Origin of the sequence: Caballeronia temeraria (assembly GCF_001544795.2) — a bacterium.
GTDB classification, from domain to species: domain Bacteria; phylum Pseudomonadota; class Gammaproteobacteria; order Burkholderiales; family Burkholderiaceae; genus Caballeronia; species Caballeronia temeraria.
This window is the reverse complement of record NZ_FCOI02000038.1, coordinates 18,839-37,721: the sequence shown is the minus strand read 5'-3', so window position 1 is coordinate 37,721 and position 18,883 is coordinate 18,839. Positions and strand designations below refer to the sequence as shown.

The following is an 18,883-nucleotide window of genomic DNA, read 5'->3' as shown; positions in this document are numbered from 1 at the left end:
TGCCATGAAATTGCGCCATTTGCGTTACTTCCTCGCCGTAGCGGAGGAGGGGCAGTTCACCCGCGCGGCGGCACGCTTGCACATGCAGCAACCGCCGCTGTCGCAGCAGATTCAGGAACTCGAGCAGGAATTAGGCTTCGCGCTGTTCCTGCGTCAGCCGCGCGGCGTGGAACTCACAGCGCCGGGCCAGGCATTTGCGGAGCATGCGCGCGCGGCCTTGCGCACCTTGGAGCAGGGCGTGGCGCATGCGCGGCGCGTGTCGCAGGGGCAAGTCGGGCGGGTGCGTATCGCGCTCACAAGCTCGGCGGCGTTTCATCCGCTCGCGACCACGGCGATCCGGGCATTCCGGCAGACGCATCCGGATATCTCGATCGAACTGAGCGAGGTCAACGCGGCAGGGATCATCGAGATGATGTCGAACGGGCAGGTCGACGCGGCGATATTGCGCAAGCCCACCGAAACGCCCGCCGATTTGCGTTTCGAACTGTTGGCGCAGGAGCGCATGCGGTTGGTGCTGCCACTTGGACATGTGCTGATCGGCGCGCGCGCGATAGCGCTGGACGCGCTCGCCGGCGAGCCGTTCATCTTCGTTCGACGGCCGGGCGCGCCGGGTATGTACGCGGATTTCATCCGTGCCTGCGAGGCGCGCGGCTTCACGCCTCGCGTGGTCGATGAAGTGCCGCGTATGGTAACCGCGATCAACCTCGTTGCGGCGGGCGGGGGCGTGACACTGGTGCCGGCGTCGATGCAACGATATCGGCAGGAAAGCGTGCGCTATTGCCGCGTCGCCGGCGACGATGCGTTTAGAGCGCCGTTGCACCTCGTCACGCGTTCACAGACGCAAAGTCCGGCCGCGTCGCGCTTTAGGGAGATGGTGCTCACGTTCGGTCACGCATCGGCTTGAAGATGCGGCCGGAGCCACAAAATCTCCAGAACATCAAACTTGATGGCTCCCGGTGACAATTCCTCTCCAAAATCTCACGGATCAGCGAGCGTGGGCAGGGGGGCGTATCAACGGATCAAATCCGATGCATGTGGGTAGTCGGAGCACTTCGGAACGAGCGCTTCTTCGTCGGGCATTCCGACCACCGAGCGGCCGCTTCTCGCTCGTGCCCATGGCCGTCGCAAGACGAGCACCTCGGAGCACAATCGTCGTTCCGAGAACTCGACGAGCCGCGGGTACTTGCCGCGCCCTGCGCGCGGCCAGCGTTCTGCCAGCGCGAGACATCATCGCTATCGCAACTGCACGGGCGTCTGGACTTTGGTGACTCCGTCGGGTCTCGTGCGAATGAAGGACGGATCGACGCATATCTCAGCCATATCGTCTTCCTTGTGATGTGGGAGGACCGGGGTGATGCTATGTAGCCGCGTGCGCCTGAAGCATCGGATAAGTGAAAAGGAGGAAATGCACGGCATTTAAGCCAAAGTGCGCGAGGATGGCGGCACTCAGGCCGCCAAGGCGATAGGCTAGGCCATAACCGACGCCCGCCACGCTTGCGAGTACGATCCATTGCCAGCCGCCGGCGAAGTGGGCCAGCCCGAACACGATCGCCGCGATGAACAGCGCAACGAGGTCCCCACGCGCGAAGCGCGCGAGCAGGCGTGACAACCCGCCTTGGAGATAACCTCGAAATAGCGCCTCTTCAGTCAACGTGACAAGCAGCAGGTTATTAAGCATGAAGAGCCAAGTCAACGAATGCCATCTTGGCTCCCATCTCACCAGCCCTAATGCCACGGCGAGAAGCAAGCAGGCGATGGTCGTACCAACGAAGCTTGCCATGCCTGCTTTCATCGACGCTTTCGCTTCGTAACGCGGGCGAATCCACGGACACACCAGCAGGAGCCAGAATCCAATGAGGGGCTTGTCAAGATTCAAATACATCGTGAACGGTACGGCATCGCCAGCTAGTCGCTGGGCGTCGATGACGCGCAGATTATGAAAGCCTGGCACCCAGTGCATACTTAGCGCAACGGCGAGCACAATGAATAGCGCATGTCCTGTGTAACGCACCCACGCTTCGCGATGTGGCGCGATGGAGAATGCTGCGATGACCAGAAGCGCGACCGGTAGGGCGGAGAGAACAGTCACTTGCCCGCTGGCCATCGCAAGCGCGTATCCGACTACGAGTAGAACGGGTACCAGCCGTTGGGCAACCGGCGTCCACAAAGCGGGTGCAGCAAGAAAAAGCGCAATGAACGGCGCGGCGAGCATGTGTTTCCTCGAACAGCGAAAGTGATAGCGTGAATGTAGAGGGTCGTCGGGTAGCGCCGTGTTAGTCACCCTGCGACGCACCAAGTGACGTTGGAAGTGTGTCTTCTCGGTAGAGAGCCAGCGGGCTCAGTCGCCAATTTATGCCGCGTTTCTTAGCCCGGAGTTACGCCGGTTTATGCGCTGTGCCGTCAGATGCGGCGTATGCGAGCCTTGGCCCTCGCAAGCGGGAATTTCTACACCGAGTGCATCGCCGGTGACATTGCCGTGACCCGACCAGCAAAAGAGAATGGACCGCGAGAAGTCCGAGTCTACATGCGCACCCGTACGCAGCGGCCGGACCTACGGATCGCGCCCGTGCGCAATACCTGGCCGCGCTCGTTTTGTCTCTAGGCCGATCCTGCTCGACTCGCCGAACCTCACATCCTGTCCCGTCCTATGACCTTGAAGGAGGCAAGTCGGCGATCCGTTTTACCGTTTCGAGACTTCGCATATCCGGCGCGTAGCCCTCTTTCGTCAGGACGCTTCGGAGCAACGTCGGTCCAAGCGCATTAAGAGCTAGATGCCGGCCTATCATCTGAGGTGCGGATCGTGGCGTGATCGCCTCTGCCGGCTTTTTGTTTTGCCTGACGGTTACTGGCGGACTGCAGCGTATCCTGCAACTGCGCAAGCGAATAGGGCTTGCGCAGCGCCGACCATTCGAATTGCAAGGTCTCTTGCTCCGGGAGGGTGTTGCCGGAAGCAAAAATAACCTCGAGGTCTGGTTTCATGGCCGCTGCGCGGCGCGCCAGTTCCAGGCCGGACATATCGGACATGACGACGTCCGTAAGAAGAACGTCAATGTCGCCGGCTTTGAGCACTTCGAGTGCTACGGCGGCGTCTTCCGCGCGCCGTGCGCCGATGCCCAGCAGGTGCAACAGTTCACAAAGCGCGTCGAGCGACGCCGGGTCATCATCTACTGCAAGCACCCGCAAATCTTCAAGGCGCTGGACCGGAGCACAAGGATCATCGTCGGACTCGGCCATCGGTTGTTCGATGACCTTGCGATCGCTTTCGCCGAGCACCTGCCGCACCTTCGTCGCAAGCTGCTGACGGCTGTACGGTTTGCTGAGCAGTTCCACGCCCGGGTCCAGCCGGCCGCCGTGGACAATAGCGTTCTGCGTGTACCCTGAAGTGAAGAGTACCTTGAGTCCAGGAAGCATCTGTGCGGCTTGCCTGGCCATGTCGGGGCTACGCAACGACCCGGGCATGACCACGTCCGTAAATAACAGATCGATGTGCACGCCGCTCGCGACGACAGCCAGTGCCTGCTCGGCGTCATTGGCCTTCAACACAGCGTAGCCGAGACCGGTAAGAAGCTCGACAACCGTCGATTGGACCTGCGGATCATCCTCAACGACGAGAATGGTCTCTTCGCCATGCTTCACACTGCCCCTCGCGCGCGGCGGGAATTCCACTGCCGTACCGGTCGAGCGAGGTAAATAGATCCTGACAGTTGTTCCTTCGCCGATCTCACTGTAGAGCTTGATGTGCCCGCCGCTCTGCTTGACAAACCCGTATGCCATGCTCAGTCCGAGGCCAGTACCTTCGCCTTCCGGTTTCGTGCTGAAGAACGGATCGAAAGCGCGCTCCATCACTTCCCGGCTCATGCCGGTCCCCGTATCCGTAACAGCCAGCATGACATACTGTCCGGCCTTGACGTCAGGGACCGTCGAGACGTATTCGTCATCCAGCGTCGCGTTGGCGAGTTCGAGCGTAAGCTTCCCTCCGTCCGGCATCGCGTCGCGTGCATTGATAGCCAGATTGAGAATCACGTTTTCCAGCTGATGCGGGTCGACTATGATGTTCCAGAGACCGCCCGCGACAACGGACTCGATTTCAATCGTCTCGCCCAGCGCCCGGCGCAACAGGTCGTCCAGTACGCGAAGCTGGCGCGCGGGATTAATGACAAGTGGCGCCAGTGGTTGCTGACGTCCGTAGGCGAGCAGCTGTGAGGCCAGTTTCGCGCCGCGATCCACCGCGTCGATCGCCTTGCCTAAACGCTCGGCGCTCCAGTTGTCCCGTCCGTATTTGCTTTCGAGCAGTTCCAAGTTTCCCCGTAGCACCTGCAGGACATTGTTGAAATCGTGTGCCACCCCGCCGGTCAGTTTTCCCAACGCCTCCATTTTCTGCGCCTGAAACAGAGCGCGCTGCGTTTGCTCCAGTAGTTCCGCGGCACGTCGGCGCTCGGTGATGTCCCGGGTGACCTTCGCAAAACCGACCAGCTCACCATTCTCGCGGATCGCGTCAATGACGACGTGTGCGAAGAAGCGGCTGCCATCCTTGCGTACGCGCCAACCTTCTGCCTCGAAACGGCCTTCGCGTCTTGCCGTTTCCAGCCCGCGAAACGGCACTCCGGCGGCGACGTCCTCGGGGGTGTAGAACCTGGAGAAATGCGAGCCCACGATCTCGCGTTCGCTGTATCCCTTGATCCGCCGGGCGCCGGAGTTCCAGCTTGTGACCCGGCCGTCGGGCGAGAGCATGAAGATGGCATAGTCGATGACACCCTGAACCAACAGGCGAAAGCTCCGCTCGCTTTGCAGCACCGCATCGTGCGCGGCCTTCTTATCGCTGACATCCTGAACCACCTTTCCATAGCCCAGGAGCTGACCGGCGCTGTCACGAAGTGCTGTCATGACGACATGGGCCCAGAACCGCGTGCCGTCCTTTCTCAGACGCCATCCTTCACTAACATAGCGACCTGAACTGGCCGCGGCTTCGAGTGCGGCCTCGGGCGCGCCCGAGGCGCGTTCGGTGTCTGTGTAAAACGCGGAGAACGACTGCCCTATAATTTCGTCAGCCCTGTAGCCTTGGATACGCTCGCCCCCCGGGTTCCACGTCATGACGATGCCGTCGGGCGAAAGGGCGAAAATGGAGTAGTCGTCAGTGGACCCGGCCCACAGTTGAAGCCATGCTGTGCCAAAGCTCGCGGCGCGGGAGATGTCGTTGCTCATGGGGAACGGTGCGCGGATGGTATGGACAAAAGTGTGTCATTGACGCATTTTTTATGCCAGAGCCGTTAAGGAACTCGCTTAGTAATTGGCCCAGTCTGCGGTCCCGTGGCGCGTCGCATCTATCGCGGAGGCTCAGATCCGCCGCCTACACGGTATTTCTGAGAAACGTCGGAGAAACCACGCAGGTTTGTGGTCCTTCAACGACTGCTCGGAGAAACTAGATTCGCCCCTCGCAGGCAGACAGTGTGAGCGCATTTGTTAACGAAGCCTGCAGCATACAACTCGGGCGACATCGGGACCAGGATGCACCACCTGTCATCGCTGGCGCGTCCGAAGCAATGCTTTTTTTCCCGCTCGGCGCTCAGCGTCTCGCGGGGCCTGCTCGGTCCTACCCTCGATAAATCATTAATGGTGGTCAAACAGTGCAATCTGCTTCGATTTGATCATCGAGCGAACCTTCGTCATGAACTTGGTCTGCGGGTCCTTCTGACATTCCTGCGCGACGGTGGCGGCGACGGGCTGCATGGTATCGACGACGGTCGTTTCGGTGCCTGTCACACCGAGCTTGTCGACGCCTGCAACCCAGTAAACGAGCGCCGGCTTATACGCTTCATCCACCTGAACGAAGTCCGCGCACGTCATCTTGGCTGGCGCGATTTTCTGTTCGGCAGCGCGGGCCACTGTGGACGCTCCGATGGCGAGAGCACATACGGAGGCTGCGATGCATTTAACGAGTGTCATTTAATACTCCTTGATGGTTATTGAGTTTAAGGCTGCCTGGGCATCGTATCGACGTTGAATTAGCGACAAATTATTCTCAATGAGAAGCCACTGCGCTCCTTTCCGGGGGTGCGCAAGTCATCGGATGGCTGAGTTGGACGTCCGGTCGATGCCACGAACGTTGCCAACTTATGTCGCTTCCAAAACACTTTCGCATCGAACCAAACAGCACTGTGACCTTGTTGATATGGGGAGGCCGCTGCGAACAGTCGCCTGCGCGACCTAAGACATCTTCGCCAGCAGGGGGAGTCGACCCTCCATACTTCGCGTCGCGCCAGCTCACTTTCAATGAACTTAAGCGGGCACGAAGCATCGGTGCACTGTCAATTGGTCTTGGATTGAATCCTGAGCCCGAAACCGGACAAAGGACTTCGCGACGGCAGCAATCTCATCCGCGCGCCACGTCAACGTTGCAGGTAGATCGCATAATTCTCTGCTAATTGAAACAAGGGAAACTCCATTCCAGACTTCTTCGGACGGTTTTGATCCGCACCGAACGAGCCTCCCCGATTCGGGGTATAAGGCCGCCCGCTGACATGGGCGGTCCTGGTCTGCCGAACGTATTCGGCGTTGCACAATCTAGAGAGGTGAATCATGTGGAATGAACTCAGTATGGGACAAACCGGTGGGGCAGTTGCGCAAGGCGCGCAGTTCGCTGCTTCAAGACCTCAGTCTGTAGATGATGCTGTCCGTCAAATTCAGACAGCAGTCGTAGGCGCCGCTGAGGGTGCCTATCCGTCGAGTTGGTTGTTCGCATCCGTCGGCGACAACTAACGATGGTGCATTGAGTCCACCGTGCTGCTCGATGCCGATACTGCATGCACGCGCTCCGAATGCAGTAGGCGTGACGGACGGGCAAGCACGGTGGTCCAGTGTGACCGAGGCTCTATCCCCCATCTTTTGTAAGGCATCGACCATGCAACGTCATCTCGAACAGCGCCCGCATGTAGCCGAAGGAATGCGCATGCTCATCCTCGACTATCTGAGGCTCGGCGCTGGCTCCAGACTACTCATACGCTGGAATCTGGACGCGGCCGATCTGGCGGCGCAAACAGCGCTTTCGGATTTCGTCGCCCTGTGTGGTCAGGAATCTGTCGATGTGAACGCTGAAGCGGTCGATGAGCAGTCGACCTTTTGTTTTGACGACATGGCAGGATACGATGTCGTTCTCTACGTCAGCAAAACCAAGAGCATTCATAGAAAGCAGCTTCTTACAGGTCTGCAAGACTATGTCGGCAGGACAACCGTGTACCGCCTATTCGATTTCGGATACGAATTGTTCGAACTATGTTTCCGTATGTCGAAAGACGAATTGCAGAATCTGAATACAAGAGTTTTGGCCTGCGCAAAAGCATGCTCGAAGATTACCATCACGAGCGACACGGGGACCGATCTGGTGGTGCGCCCTGATTCGCTGGCTAGTTGGACGAGCAATCATGGAGATTTTCGCGCACCGTTTCCCGGTGTGTTTCCCTGTGGCGAGGTCAGCACGTACTCGGCGGACATCGAAGGCGTCTTGGTCGCCGATGGTGCGATCAACATGAGCTATCCGTTCGAATTCGATCCGCGACTGGACGGTAGGGAAGTTGTTCTGCGAATAAGCGAAGGACGTGTGACTGATTACTCGTGCAAGGATGTTCTGATCGACAGTTTGTGCGAGAAGTTGTTTGAAATCGAGAACGCTAACAGGGTAGGTGAAATCGGCCTCGGTACGAACCAAACAATCTCACGTTTCGTTCCTTTCCGGTCGTTAATCAATGAGCGCGTTGCCGGATTTCATCTGGGCATCGGCTCACCCGTTAAGAAAGGCGCGTATCCGGACTGGAACTGCCGTTTGCACACCGATTTCATTCTCGCGCGACCGACGATCCGTTTCGATGATGAGATTGTCTTCAGCGACGGGAAGTGGACGCTTTCAAGCGGAATGACCGCCGAGGCGGATCTTTACGTGGATGCAATTTGAGCCGCGTGACGCCATACCCACGTAACAGTCTCAGCCAACGGCGCCAGCGCAAGGCTCCGGGACAAGTCGGTGTATCTTCCGTCGACCCTTTTGCAGGCCTTTTCGCCACCCACCGCGTGAACTACCCTCGGAAGGGCTCACGCCATGGTCTCGACCCAGCGTAGCGGAACCGGCCGCCAGCGGAAGCGATTACTGGCGGCGACCGAGGCCCGATGAAGGCGCTCAAGAACGATGCGTTGGAAGAAGTGCTTGCAACGGGATTGGCAGAGTTGCTGGGCGCCGACCTGGGCGCAGCGAGACGCGAAGCTGCTACCGCGAAACTCGAGCTGAGGTGGCACGGTGGGCGGCATAGCAAGTTATCAACGGCGCTGGACACCCCCGCGCTGGCGTGAGACGTGGTCCACCAGGAACTGTCGTTCGGCGGCTCGACCAGCATCATCGACGATTGACCGATCTGGCCACGCACTGTGGACCGATGTAGCTCGACTTCGGAACGGGGACAACTAGCCACGGCTGCCGATGCTCAGCAAACCAGCATAACTTGATCGGCGCACGAATCATTCGAGGAGAACCACCGACAGTTCTGCAGCTGATCCCGGACGCACCATCACGCATCTTCCGTGTACGAGCTCGCATAGGCCGCGACGCTGTCACATTGGTTCGGATGGCGCACGCGGTGGTGGCAGTCGAATCCGTCCGACTCAAGGATAGCCTGCGGATCAGCAATCTTTATGGTCTTGTCGCCCGAGCGGCAACGCTCAAATGTCGGGCATGGCGAAAGTCGCGTCGCCCATGAACGCAGGCCGTGCCTCGAAAGTAGAAGAGCCGTCGATGAACGCAAATTCCGATGCCAGGAATATCAAGCCAGCACGTTTTCTCGCTGCGGTGAATGCGAGGCGCATGAAGGTATTTTTGCCGTCTAGCGTACGCCGGTACTGCATTCGAACAGAAGTAATGAACGTCCTAGTAAGAACGTGTTCCTTGAATACATGAATTGATGTCGTCCTAATTGATTTGCGGAGCTCGTGCGGCTCGTCATCGACGATGAGCTCAGCAATTGCGAGAAAGGCGAGTTGGTTAAGGCAAAGCAGCGACTCCACGGCGTTGAAGTGACCCGTCTCAGATCCATAGAACGTCACAGGCACACACACTTCGGCGATTGTCACCAACGACTTGTCCTGCGTGACGTCCCGGAACGCCTCCTTAATATATACGCACTCCTGCTTGTAAGGCTCAAGAATGCTGTCTTTCAGGGATGAGGAAATGGGGCGAAAAAGATCAGTGTGTTTCAACTGGGACTGGAGCGGTCTCTGCGGAGCAAGCATGGTCGTTTCCTTTGGACTGGGAGATGAACGCAAACCCGAACATCAACGAATGGCGGTCCGATCGAGTGGTTAAGGCTGCTCGGTTCAGCGTGTCTAGGCAAGTGAAATGTAGGCGCAAAGAATTAGCCGAGGGTGAGCGCTCTCTTGCCCATTAAAGCTGCTTCGACCGGCGCGGCGCGCCGATGGTACATTCTGCGGCGCAAAGCTCAGCGGATGAGACCGCGTCTTGCCCGCGGACGAAATGGCTAATGCTTTAGCGGTTTAGGCTTCACTTAGCACTGGTGTCTGTGTACTGCTTGGCTGCACCAGTGCGACCGATCGCGCTTTCTGCCATTGCCGGCATTGGTGCTGGGTGCGGGCAAATTCGGCGGCCGAACGGATCGCCGACGTTACCGGCGCCTCGCGGCAGGCCCCACCTGAATGATCAACAAATTCATACACCCACAAGTGACACTGGCGCTATCCGGTGCGTCCATTCAGACGGGCTCGCGCGAGCGGGTCGTTAGCGAACCCCTTGCCGACATTCCTAAGGCGACGCTGGCAACGCCGCATAGCCGGTCACTGCCGACTCTTCACGCGACGATGCACTCGCTACTCCACAGGGCGACAAACGAGCACAAAAAGGAGTGCGAGCACGATAATCGCGGCGTCGCTCTGCAGCGTCGCCACGCTAATAGTGCACGTGCGGACAAAGTGGCCGGCACGGTTGGAAATATCCGCGTCGTGATCGCGAGCCCTATCGCGCCGATGACTCGCCAGGAAGGCGGCGGCGCTCTTGAAAGTTCGCGCCTATGCGGCGAGGCAAGACTTCGACGCTTCGGCTCGTCGCTCAACAGGTCATTGGGAAGCGCCGGACGGCGCGCGTCACCGGCCCAGACGTTCGAGGGCTTCGCGCATGGCGCGCGTCGATACCCGGATGACGCCATCGAGCGGCGTATCCATTTCTAGGATTACGAAAATCGCCCCGGATGCGCAGAGCGCGCAAATCAAAAATGCAAAGATGACGGTGCCGTTGCGCGGCGACAGCACACCGAAAGTCCCGAAGATCACCGCAAGCCAACACACGAGCACGAACATCAGCGTGCGCGGCAGTGTGCCTTCCCGCCGCAGCAGCGCTAGGGATCGCGCAGTGAAAACGTCATCGGCGATTTGTTTGGCGCGCGTTTTAAGATCTCGTTGAGTGTCGTTGGCCGCTTGAAGACTCTCGATGCCGCGGCCGAACTCTTCCATGCGCCCGATAATCGCGGGGCTGTCGAGCCGCGCGTCGCGCGTCGCGTCGTTCGATGCGATCAACGCGATCCAGTCCGCGTAGTTGCGCTTCAGCGTTTGCCGCAACGGCCCGGTTTCGGGTCCGTATTGCGAGAGCACACTGTCAAGGCGAATCATGTTCGCCGCGTTCTCGATCAGGGCGTTGTTGACCGCATCGAAGGAATTTTTCGCCGAAGAAATGAGCAGACCGAGGACGAGCGCCGCGATTGTCGCGACCAAGCCGATCGAGAGTTTGATGGCACTCATCGAGTCGTCGCTGAGATGGTGATCGGGCAAGCGCGTACTGACATAGAGACCGAGCAGCGCGCTAAGCGAAACGACCAAGAACACCAGCAACGCAACTATTGAATGAGACAATGCGCTTCTCCCGGGCGTTGTCCTGGCGTGCGAGTGGGCGATGTTATGCTGCCTTTGCAAACTGGCGACGCCCGCTGCGACAAGGCGCATGATAACCGAAAGATGCCCGCCCGGACGGCTACCGACTCGTCTGCGGTCACCGGCTTCTGTACTTCTTTGGCAACCGAGTCGCTCACCATCTCGCCTTCGAAACTCGGGCAATACGGTCTAAGGGCAAAGGATCCCGGAGGCCGGCTGGCGATCTGAGTCGCCCCGCTAGAGTGATCGCCGCTGCCACCCTTCCTGCTTTGCACGCCCGTACTAGCGGATTGAAGCGCATCCTGCAGCTGCGCGCGCGAATCTAGCCTTTCGTAGCGCCGACCTTCGAGATGCAGTCCTCTTGCCTCGGCAGCGTGTTTCCTAAGAAGCAACAATAAACCGGATGTTTGACTAGAGTCAGCTTTCCAAATAGCACGGTATGCGGTGGAAACCGACGCCTTCTACCGGAAAGGCGAACCGCTGTCCGGCTTGCAAGCAGATGACGTCGTGGGTGCGTATTGTTTAAGCAATGCGGCAGCCGCTAGCAAGTTCGGTTAGGACGAGCGTCATACAATGGGCCGAGATGCGATGCGAAAGAGTGGTGTTCGCGCGGGACCTTGTTGGAGACAACGTGATGCTTGCCGTCACGCTCGTTATTCGCGCGCCCGATGGCATAACCCGCGCAACCGCATCCTGGGCGATTTCCCGTGACCCATCGAAGGGCTCCGCTTCGTCTTCCTGTACGCAATGGCCGAAATCGATCACCGGCCGCTTCCTGGGGCAGAGTGGGCGGCGCAACAATGGTAGTCCGGCCGAGACGATTGGGGCGTGCCTCGGTATGCCAGTTCCAATGATCGCGCTTCCAATAAGTCCACTCCTTCTTGTTGATCTAACTCTGCCGTGCAGCAGAGGAACAGCGCACCGGCTTGTTTGCCGCTTCGGTTCCTGTGGACCCAATGACTGCCCGTCTCGGTGGCGAGCCGCGCGGCGGCGAGTCGGTGACGATCGATCAAAGTCCCCGCGTCGCTGAAGCCGACCACCGGCCGGCGCGGAGCACATGGCGATCTGCGGCACGGCTCCGCGATTACGCCCCATCCGGGGTATCGCGTGCGTCTAGTTCTTCAGCGGGTTCAATCGCTCGAGCATTGTTAGTAGGCCCATTCACGCCGAGTTCTTGCCGAGCGCGTTCCCAGAACTCCTCGGCTTGGCCTTCAGGGCACCCGGCTTCCTCCCAGAGCCGATAAGCCACAGTTCTAATCTGTTCTTCGGGGATGGACGATTGCATAGGTGCCTCGCGACGAAGGGGTTCGCATTCTGGGTACACCAATCATAGTAGATGACTTGAACAAGTGGACTTGCGATGTTTGCTTGCCGAGCAAGTCGTCTGGCCGGCCCCTTCTGCGGCTGCAATTCCTTCCATAGTGGCAGGCGCCCGGTCAACTTTGCTTGACACCGAAGCGCCACGGCAATCTCCACAGTCAGGAAAGAAAGCCGACGAGGCCTGATCACCAGCGCGAGGTGATCGAGGTGCCATCAGTACCTTTATTTGAGCCTGTCTACTTGGTGCTCGCGACGTTGACGGACGTACCTTCCAGAACCTGGGGTACGCTCGGCTTCGATTCTGCCTCGGTCAGACAGGCTTAGCACGCGCGTCCGACCGGCTGGAGGTCTTCACTTGCGGACCCCTGAGATCAGCGAGGTCGCTATTGATGCGAGGAGCGCCTCGCCCGTGCGGCGTTCCGAACCGGTTCCCGCGCACTATGCGGTGTCCCGGCCGTGTCCCGGGGATCTCCGCCTCTCTCCACCGTGCCATTACTTGGATCGGTTCTCGGCGGGACCGGATCGTGCGCCATCGCCGGCTTGAACGTGCTGATGACACTGAGTCGAGCGGAGTGAACAGACATGAACGACGACGAACTACGCCTCCGGGCGTACTGCATGTGGGAAGGGGCCGGTCGACCGGACGGCGATCCGGATCGACACTGGGCGCAGGCTCGTCGCGACGCGGGCCTGATCGATGAGGCACGGGAGGAGATCGTTGCCGATCGACTTGCCGACGTTCTGTCGCCCGAAAACCGCGCGGTTCTCGAGCAACGGATCCTGCCGAACTATCTCGCGCGGCGTCGCTGGTTCGCGACAAAAAAACCAAGCAATCCGATCGCTCAAGCTCGCCGACCCGGCCGCCATCGACGAGTTTGCTGTACTCGCCCAGATCGAAGTCGCACTCGACGCAGCGTTGAACGCTACGCCTTGCCGCTGGCGGTTTCATGGGACGGTGACGCTGGCGGTGACGCCGAGCGTACTCCGATGCGTGACATGGCCATCGTGGCGGTGCTTGGCGACGGGCGCCGTGGCATTCTGAGCGACGCGTTCTTTATGCCCGCGTTCATCCGTTCCCTGCTTGGCCAGACGAGTCAAGGAGCGGCGAGCGCTTCGGAGGAAAACGGCACGCTCGATTTCAGGCCGGAGCCCGCCGCGCGCGAAGTGGAGGTCGTCGGTGGGCGTCTGGGCGAGTTGCACGCCGTGCTGTCGAAGGCACATGACGACGCTGCCTTCGATCCCGAAGTTGCTCGCGGCGATCGAACAATTCGAGCGCGCAGTCGATGTTCTCTCGTCTTGCGATGATCCGCTCGTCTCCCGCATCGTTGATGCGCGATCGGAGATCGTCGAAGCCGTTCGCCGCGCGCAGTTCGGTGACTCGGGCGCATTGAAGATCCGCATCCACGGCGACTTCCATCTCGGACAGGTGCTGTGGTCGGGCACGGATGCTTACATCATCGACTTTGAAGGCGAGCCCGCGCGGCCGATCGAATCGCGCCGTGCGAAGTCAAGCGCGGTGAAGGACGTGGCCGGCCTGCTCAGATCGATCGATTATGCGGCGGCATTCGCGGCCAAAGAGGAAAATAGGGCTGACGGCGCAGCGATTCTCCATGCGCCGATCAGCGCTGCGGAAAAGGGCTTCTCTGCGCGCGTATCAGGACGCGCGCGGAACGGAGGTGACCGCATCCGTAATGAGTGACGCACCCGATCTCCTGAACTTGTTTGCGCTTGAAAAAGCGGCCTACGAGGTCTGCTATGAAGCGGCGAACCGACCGGACTGGCTTTTGATCCCAGTGCGAGGAATGGTACGCGCGCTCGCCGCTTTTACCGACGCAGTCAACGCTCCATGACACGACGCTCAGGTAGGTCCCGTTGTGCGGCCTACGGCCCGGCCGTTCGCTGCCGCTCCGGCCCCAAGAAACGGGACATAGATCTTCGGCACTCACGTGGACGGGCGGTGAATGTCAGCCCGCGCCCAGCGGGCCGTGGCGGACAGTCAAGCGTGAAACGAGCACCGTCGTGCTAGCGCCGAGACGACTGCAGGACACCGGTCGCACCGACAAGTGCGTTCAATGCGACTGCACGCAACGAGAAAAATCTCAACATGGACAGCGGGCCTCTACGACGACTGCTCATGCCTTGCAGTTCGACAGGGCGAACGCCGGCTGACAGGACAAACTCATGTGCGTCGCGCCTTAGGCCGAAATCAGCGCGGCAGAGTTTGAATCAAGATGGCAAACCACTAGTGGCCCTACTATGCACGACAACAAGTTCATGAGCGGCACCGAGGTACCCACTGCCTCTCCTTCGGCGCGCATCTCAATATCAACGGCAGGGGGATCACGGGACGCGTCCACAACAAGGGTATCCGCGCACGCGCTTTCGGCTTGGGGCGCCGTCGCTCCAACGCGTGCAAGGCGAGATTCAGCGAGCCGGAGCACCACGCCTGAACTCATCGAAATTGAACTCGCTGACGACGGCGGGTCCGAAGTGGAAGCCGACGCCGGGGCCGGGACGCTGTATCGATATTGTTTCGAGCGAGCTCGCCGCTCTCGATCTCGCGTCGCGCTTCCAACCGCAGGACGTGATTGGGCAAGCGAAGTCTTGAATCCTGACGCATACAACTGGAACAACGAGGATTGACAAGGGCGCCCGTGAGAAGAAACGGTGCTATACAAACGGCACGTCGGCGCGATGTGTGGCTATGCGGGCGCTACGCGCGTCTGCGGGAACTTGCGCAACTTGGCGTGACAACCATCGAACTGATGCCGCTCAACGACTTTTCCGGTACCGCAACTTAGGCCACGACGGGGTGCTGCCCTACGCGCGCGACTCGACCTATGGACGCACGGAAGAACTCAAGCAGCTCATCGACGCTGCGCATGGCCTGGCGCTGATGGTGGTTCTTGATGTCGTCTCACCACTTCGGTCCCGACGGGAACTACCTGCATGCGTAGGCCAAGACATTTTTCGGGGAAGGGGTGAACGCACCATGGCGTCCTGCGACCGATTTCCGCACTGCCGCAGGCGCGTGACTTGCTGTGTGACAAGATCCGATCATCTCGTCGCAAAGAGCTAGGCGCCGATAGCGGCGCGGCGTGTGATGCGGACCAAGCTGACGTCCTAGTGCACTAAGATTTAGGCACCGCCCTCAGCTGTGCTATGCGAGCCTTGTTTTCCAACCGATAAGCCGCGATTTTGCGAGGCAGACGATGAAGGATCCGATGTCCGACCGTTTGATCGCGCTGGCCTTGACGGTCTGCGGGGCAATCGCATTGGGCTCGCCGGATATGGACTTCTCAAGGCTCTTTTGACGTTGCTGCTCCTCCTCCATGGAGAACGCTAACTGTCTGGACGTCAAGCTGGGCCGCGACTAATTTCCGCTCACGCCTGCAGCGCTTAGGAGCGGCCGTGGTCTTCGAGGGCGACTCCGCCTTCCTTCAGGAACGTGGCGACGTCCCTCGCGAACCGGGAGTCGTCGTCTTTCTAGAAGCCGTCGAATAAGCGCAGACACCGTGTTGCCGCGAGCGTCCGAGACCTGCTTCGTCGCAATCGCGCTTCCCGACCTTGGTGAGCGACGCAGGACACATTTGCGTTCGCGCGCGCAATTTTCCATTGACGGAAAAGTCATTCCACCCATTCCCGTCTTATCAAAAGTTTCCGCCGGTCCGACACTTCTCCCATGCACTTCGTTTCACATCCAGCACGAACCACGGAGAAGAGCCATGAACACCCTCACGAAACAGCAATTTAAACGCGTTTGGTTTATCACCGGCGCATCCCGCGGTTTCGGCGCACTGATTGCGCAAGCCGCGCTCGACGATGGCAACGCCGTCGTCGCGACCGGCCGCAACGCCGCCGCGATCGCCGAGCGGCTTGGAGAGTCGCCTGCGTTGCTCACCTTTGCACTCGACGTGACAAACGAGGCACAGGCGAAGGCAGCGGTTGAAGCCGCGGTCGATAAGTTCGGCCGCATCGATGTGCTGGTCAATAACGCGGGCTTCGGGCTGCTCGCGGCGGTCGAGGAATCGAGCGATGCCGAGGTTCGCCGCATTTACGAGACCAACGTGTTTGGCTTGCTCAACGTCACACGCGCCGTGTTGCCTGTGATGCGCAAACAGCGTTCGGGGCATGTGATCAACACGTCGTCTATCGTCGGTTATCAGGCGGCGGCAGGCGTCGGCGTCTACAGCTCGACGAAATTCGCTGTGGAAGGTATCACCGAAGCGCTGCATGCTGAACTCAAGCCGCTTGGCATTCACGCAACAATGATCGAGCCCGGGTTCTTCCGCACCGACTTTCTGGATGCGTCGTCGTTGGCCGTCGGCAAGACGATCATTGGTGACTATGAAGAGACCTCGGGCAGGCTGCGGCGCCTCGCTGGCGAAATCAATCATAATCAGCCAGGCGATCCTGCAAGACTGGCAACCGCGATGATCAGACTCGTCGATGCCGAGACGCCACCACTGCGTCTGCCGCTCGGCACCGACACACTTAAGGCACTGGCCGAAAAGAATGCGTATGTAACGGCCGAAACGCAAACCTGGAAGTTGCTTTCCGCATCCACCGACTTCCCGGCCTGAACCGCAAAGAACTAAGGCAGACGGCGCGCGTGCAAGCGGCGTCTGCCCGATTCGTACAAGATGCGGGCATCGCCTATCGAGCTTGCGCGCAACATTGACATGAAAAAAATCGGTTTTTTATCGTTTGGCCATTGGTCTGAGTCGGCACACTCGCACACGCGTTCAGCTTCCGACGTCCTGCTCCAATCCATCGACCTCGCGGTCGCCGCCGAGCAACTCGGCGCGGATGGGGCGTTTTATCGCGTGCACCATTTCGCGCGTCAGCTCGCGTCGCCGTTCCCGCTGCTCGCGGCTGTGGGTGCGAAAACCAGCCGCGTTGAAATCGGCACAGCGGTCATTGACATGAGGTACGAGAACCCGCTGTACATGGCTGAGGATGCGGGCGCGGCCGACCTCATCGCCGGTGGACGCCTGCAACTCGGCATTAGCCGCGGCTCGGGCGAACAGGTGATCGACGGCTGGCGCTATTTCGGCTATGCGCCGGGCGAGGGTGAGACGCATGTCGATCTGGCGCGTCGGCACACGGAAGTGTTCTACGAAGTGCTGCGCGGCGAAGGTTTCGCCGAGCCAAATCCCCGACCGATGTTCGCGAACCCGCCGGGCCTGCTACGGGTGGAGCCCCATTCCGAGGGCTTGCGCGATCGCGTCTGGTGGGGCTCGGGATCGGACGCCACCGCGGTATGGGCAGCCGGGATGGGCATGAACCTGCAGTGCTCGACCTTGAAGAACGATGAGTCGGGCCGTCCTCTGCACGTTCAGCAGGCGGAGCAGATACGCGCTTACCGGCAGGCGTGGAAGGAAGCCGGACACGCCCGTGAGCCGCGAGTGTCGGTGAGTCGCAGCATCTTTCCGCTGATGAACGATCGCGATCGCAGGTACTTTGGGCGCGATGCGAACAACGACGACACGATCGGGCTGCTGGACGGCAACATCCGGACGGTATTTGGCCGCAGTTATGCAGCAGAGCCCGACGCGCTAGTCAGGCAACTCGGAGCCGACGAGGCCATTGCGCAAGCCGACACGCTACTGTTGACCGTGCCGAATCAACTCGGCGTGGAGTACTGCGCACACGTGATCGAATCGATCCTCACGCACGTCGCCCCCTCGCTCGGCTGGCGTTAGGACAAGATCGCTTTGGCTTCAGCGCAGCGGAAGCCAAAGCGGTCCGTGCCACGCTTTCAGCGCATCAAGAAACGCCTTCAATTTCGACGGCAAGAAGCGCCGCGTCGGATAAACAGCATGCACGAATATTTCCGGTGACGACCACTCGGGCAGCACGCGCACCAGTTCTCCGCTGGCAATGTGCGGATCGCAATAGCTCGACGGAAGCAGCGCGATGCCGTGCCCCCGGAGCGCGAATGCACTGACGATGTGGAAGTCGCGTGCTGCGACAGGCCCACTCACGTGCACCCTGGCCGTTTTGCGGCCGCTGACCAGGTTCCATTCCGTCTCATTGTTGCGGGCGTTGATCAACACGCAGGGGTGCTGGCTCAGCTCGTTGGGGCGAGAGGGAAGGGGATGGTTTCGCGCATAGTCGGCTGAGACGACCAGCTGCCGCACGCTCCTTCCCACTCGCTGTGCAACGAGACTTGAGTCCTGCAATTCTCCGAAGCGAATCGCAACGTCGACGTTTTCGGCGATCAGGTCGATGAACGCGTTGGTGAAATACAGATCCACCAAGATTTGCGGATAGTCCTTCAGAAATGCGGACAGGAACGCGTAAAACGGCTCCTGTTCGAGCATCACAGGACCGGAGATGCGTAGCACGCCCTCCGGCTTCTTCTGCGTCTGAGTAATGACGCGCTCCGCGTCGTACAGATGGCTCAGCGGCTCGCTGCATTGATCGAAGTAGGCGCGACCCTGTGACGTCAGGCTCAGCTTGCGCGTCGTGCGTTGCAACAGCGTGACGCCGAGCCGTTCTTCGAGCGCGGTTACCTTGCGGCTGACCGTTGAGACAGGCATGCCGAGCGCGCGCGCGGCGCGGCTGAAGCTCTCGAACTGTGCCACCCGCACAAAGACGGCGACGTCGTTGAGGTCGGCGAGTTGGGTCATGTGCAGCTCAGCGG

General features: G+C 59.9%; 15 protein-coding genes. 8 read left to right on the top strand and 7 right to left on the bottom strand.

The genetic code is table 11. The features are described from left to right. The first annotated feature begins 4 nt into the window (after positions 1 to 4). Entirely contained in the window at positions 5 to 904 is a 900-nt protein-coding gene (locus AWB76_RS33335) for a LysR family transcriptional regulator (RefSeq protein ID WP_061164368.1), read from the top strand. A 453-nt stretch (positions 905 to 1,357) separates the two neighbouring features. Here the strand turns inward: AWB76_RS33335 and AWB76_RS33330 are convergent, their stop codons facing one another. The 3 genes from AWB76_RS33330 to AWB76_RS33320 form a co-directional block, all read right to left on the bottom strand. Beyond that, the gene (locus AWB76_RS33330; protein ID WP_061164367.1) at positions 1,358 to 2,212 is read right to left on the bottom strand and encodes a CPBP family intramembrane glutamic endopeptidase; all 855 of its coding nucleotides are present in this window, start codon (positions 2,210 to 2,212) and stop codon (positions 1,358 to 1,360) included. A 548-nt stretch (positions 2,213 to 2,760) separates the two neighbouring features. Beyond that, positions 2,761 to 5,202 carry a hybrid sensor histidine kinase/response regulator gene (locus AWB76_RS33325; RefSeq protein WP_061164366.1) on the bottom strand — a complete coding sequence of 814 codons (2,442 nt, stop codon included), beginning with the start codon at positions 5,200 to 5,202 and terminating at the stop codon, positions 2,761 to 2,763. 405 nt (positions 5,203 to 5,607) lie between these two features. Then, on the bottom strand, positions 5,608 to 5,943 hold the full coding sequence (locus tag AWB76_RS33320; protein WP_061136687.1) for an HdeA/HdeB family chaperone: 336 nt from the start codon (positions 5,941 to 5,943) through the stop codon (positions 5,608 to 5,610). 955 nt (positions 5,944 to 6,898) lie between these two features. On the opposite strand from AWB76_RS33320, the gene AWB76_RS33315 reads away from it, so the two are divergent. Both AWB76_RS33315 and AWB76_RS33310 read left to right on the top strand, forming a co-directional pair. Beyond that, positions 6,899 to 7,945: an aminopeptidase gene (locus AWB76_RS33315; RefSeq protein ID WP_061164365.1), complete on the top strand. Its 1,047-nt coding sequence runs from the start codon at positions 6,899 to 6,901 to the stop codon at positions 7,943 to 7,945. Positions 7,946 to 8,157: 212 nt separating this feature from the next. Then, the gene (locus AWB76_RS33310; protein WP_061164364.1) at positions 8,158 to 8,337 is read left to right on the top strand and encodes a hypothetical protein; all 180 of its coding nucleotides are present in this window, start codon (positions 8,158 to 8,160) and stop codon (positions 8,335 to 8,337) included. A 366-nt stretch (positions 8,338 to 8,703) separates the two neighbouring features. On the opposite strand, the gene AWB76_RS33305 is transcribed toward AWB76_RS33310, so the two are convergent. The 3 genes from AWB76_RS33305 to AWB76_RS39640 all read right to left on the bottom strand — a co-directional run bounded on the left by AWB76_RS33305 (position 8,704) and on the right by AWB76_RS39640 (position 12,199). Further along, positions 8,704 to 9,270 carry an FcoT family thioesterase gene (locus AWB76_RS33305; RefSeq protein ID WP_061164363.1) on the bottom strand — a complete coding sequence of 189 codons (567 nt, stop codon included), beginning with the start codon at positions 9,268 to 9,270 and terminating at the stop codon, positions 8,704 to 8,706. 864 nt (positions 9,271 to 10,134) lie between these two features. Then, positions 10,135 to 10,986 carry a bestrophin-like domain gene (locus AWB76_RS33300; protein ID WP_341845319.1) on the bottom strand — a complete coding sequence of 284 codons (852 nt, stop codon included), beginning with the start codon at positions 10,984 to 10,986 and terminating at the stop codon, positions 10,135 to 10,137. Between the two features lie 1,012 nt (positions 10,987 to 11,998). Then, positions 11,999 to 12,199 carry a DUF2934 domain-containing protein gene (locus tag AWB76_RS39640; RefSeq protein ID WP_074171463.1) on the bottom strand — a complete coding sequence of 67 codons (201 nt, stop codon included), beginning with the start codon at positions 12,197 to 12,199 and terminating at the stop codon, positions 11,999 to 12,001. A gap of 617 nt (positions 12,200 to 12,816) precedes the next feature. Here AWB76_RS39640 and AWB76_RS39635 point away from each other — a divergent pair. The 5 genes from AWB76_RS39635 to AWB76_RS33275 all read left to right on the top strand — a co-directional run bounded on the left by AWB76_RS39635 (position 12,817) and on the right by AWB76_RS33275 (position 17,939). Further along, on the top strand, positions 12,817 to 13,539 hold the full coding sequence (locus AWB76_RS39635; protein ID WP_074171462.1) for a DUF2934 domain-containing protein: 723 nt from the start codon (positions 12,817 to 12,819) through the stop codon (positions 13,537 to 13,539). Beyond that, positions 13,481 to 13,933: a hypothetical protein gene (locus tag AWB76_RS33285; protein WP_074171461.1), complete on the top strand. Its 453-nt coding sequence runs from the start codon at positions 13,481 to 13,483 to the stop codon at positions 13,931 to 13,933. The genes AWB76_RS39635 and AWB76_RS33285 overlap by 59 nt, the downstream gene beginning before the upstream one ends. Further along, a complete protein-coding gene (locus AWB76_RS41750; protein ID WP_167357797.1) occupies positions 13,926 to 14,084 on the top strand; it encodes a hypothetical protein in 159 nt (52 codons plus the stop codon). The genes AWB76_RS33285 and AWB76_RS41750 overlap by 8 nt, the downstream gene beginning before the upstream one ends. 1,875 nt (positions 14,085 to 15,959) lie before the next feature. After that, on the top strand, positions 15,960 to 16,817 hold the full coding sequence (locus tag AWB76_RS33280) for an oxidoreductase (RefSeq protein WP_061164358.1): 858 nt from the start codon (positions 15,960 to 15,962) through the stop codon (positions 16,815 to 16,817). Positions 16,818 to 16,916: 99 nt separating this feature from the next. After that, a complete protein-coding gene (locus AWB76_RS33275) occupies positions 16,917 to 17,939 on the top strand; it encodes an LLM class flavin-dependent oxidoreductase (RefSeq protein WP_061164392.1) in 1,023 nt (340 codons plus the stop codon). 18 nt (positions 17,940 to 17,957) lie between these two features. Here AWB76_RS33275 and AWB76_RS33270 read toward each other — a convergent pair whose 3' ends face one another. Further along, complete coding sequence (locus AWB76_RS33270) at positions 17,958 to 18,869, bottom strand: LysR family transcriptional regulator (RefSeq protein ID WP_061164357.1); 912 nt, start codon at positions 18,867 to 18,869, stop codon at positions 17,958 to 17,960. Between the last annotated feature and the right edge of the window lie 14 nt (positions 18,870 to 18,883).

What these genes read in the sequence shown, in the direction of transcription:
- AWB76_RS33335 (WP_061164368.1), top strand. Translation starts at nt 5, where the DNA reads ATGAAATTGCGCCATTTGCGTTACTTCCTCGCCGTAGCGGAGGAGGGG.
- AWB76_RS33330 (WP_061164367.1), bottom strand. Translation starts at nt 2,212, where the DNA reads ATGCTCGCCGCGCCGTTCATTGCGCTTTTTCTTGCTGCACCCGCTTTG.
- AWB76_RS33325 (WP_061164366.1), bottom strand. Translation starts at nt 5,202, where the DNA reads ATGAGCAACGACATCTCCCGCGCCGCGAGCTTTGGCACAGCATGGCTT.
- AWB76_RS33320 (WP_061136687.1), bottom strand. Translation starts at nt 5,943, where the DNA reads ATGACACTCGTTAAATGCATCGCAGCCTCCGTATGTGCTCTCGCCATC.
- AWB76_RS33315 (WP_061164365.1), top strand. Translation starts at nt 6,899, where the DNA reads ATGCAACGTCATCTCGAACAGCGCCCGCATGTAGCCGAAGGAATGCGC.
- AWB76_RS33310 (WP_061164364.1), top strand. Translation starts at nt 8,158, where the DNA reads ATGAAGGCGCTCAAGAACGATGCGTTGGAAGAAGTGCTTGCAACGGGA.
- AWB76_RS33305 (WP_061164363.1), bottom strand. Translation starts at nt 9,270, where the DNA reads ATGCTTGCTCCGCAGAGACCGCTCCAGTCCCAGTTGAAACACACTGAT.
- AWB76_RS33300 (WP_341845319.1), bottom strand. Translation starts at nt 10,986, where the DNA reads ATGCGCCTTGTCGCAGCGGGCGTCGCCAGTTTGCAAAGGCAGCATAAC.
- AWB76_RS39640 (WP_074171463.1), bottom strand. Translation starts at nt 12,199, where the DNA reads ATGCAATCGTCCATCCCCGAAGAACAGATTAGAACTGTGGCTTATCGG.
- AWB76_RS39635 (WP_074171462.1), top strand. Translation starts at nt 12,817, where the DNA reads ATGAACGACGACGAACTACGCCTCCGGGCGTACTGCATGTGGGAAGGG.
- AWB76_RS41750 (WP_167357797.1), top strand. Translation starts at nt 13,926, where the DNA reads ATGAGTGACGCACCCGATCTCCTGAACTTGTTTGCGCTTGAAAAAGCG.
- AWB76_RS33280 (WP_061164358.1), top strand. Translation starts at nt 15,960, where the DNA reads ATGAACACCCTCACGAAACAGCAATTTAAACGCGTTTGGTTTATCACC.
- AWB76_RS33275 (WP_061164392.1), top strand. Translation starts at nt 16,917, where the DNA reads ATGAAAAAAATCGGTTTTTTATCGTTTGGCCATTGGTCTGAGTCGGCA.
- AWB76_RS33270 (WP_061164357.1), bottom strand. Translation starts at nt 18,869, where the DNA reads ATGACCCAACTCGCCGACCTCAACGACGTCGCCGTCTTTGTGCGGGTG.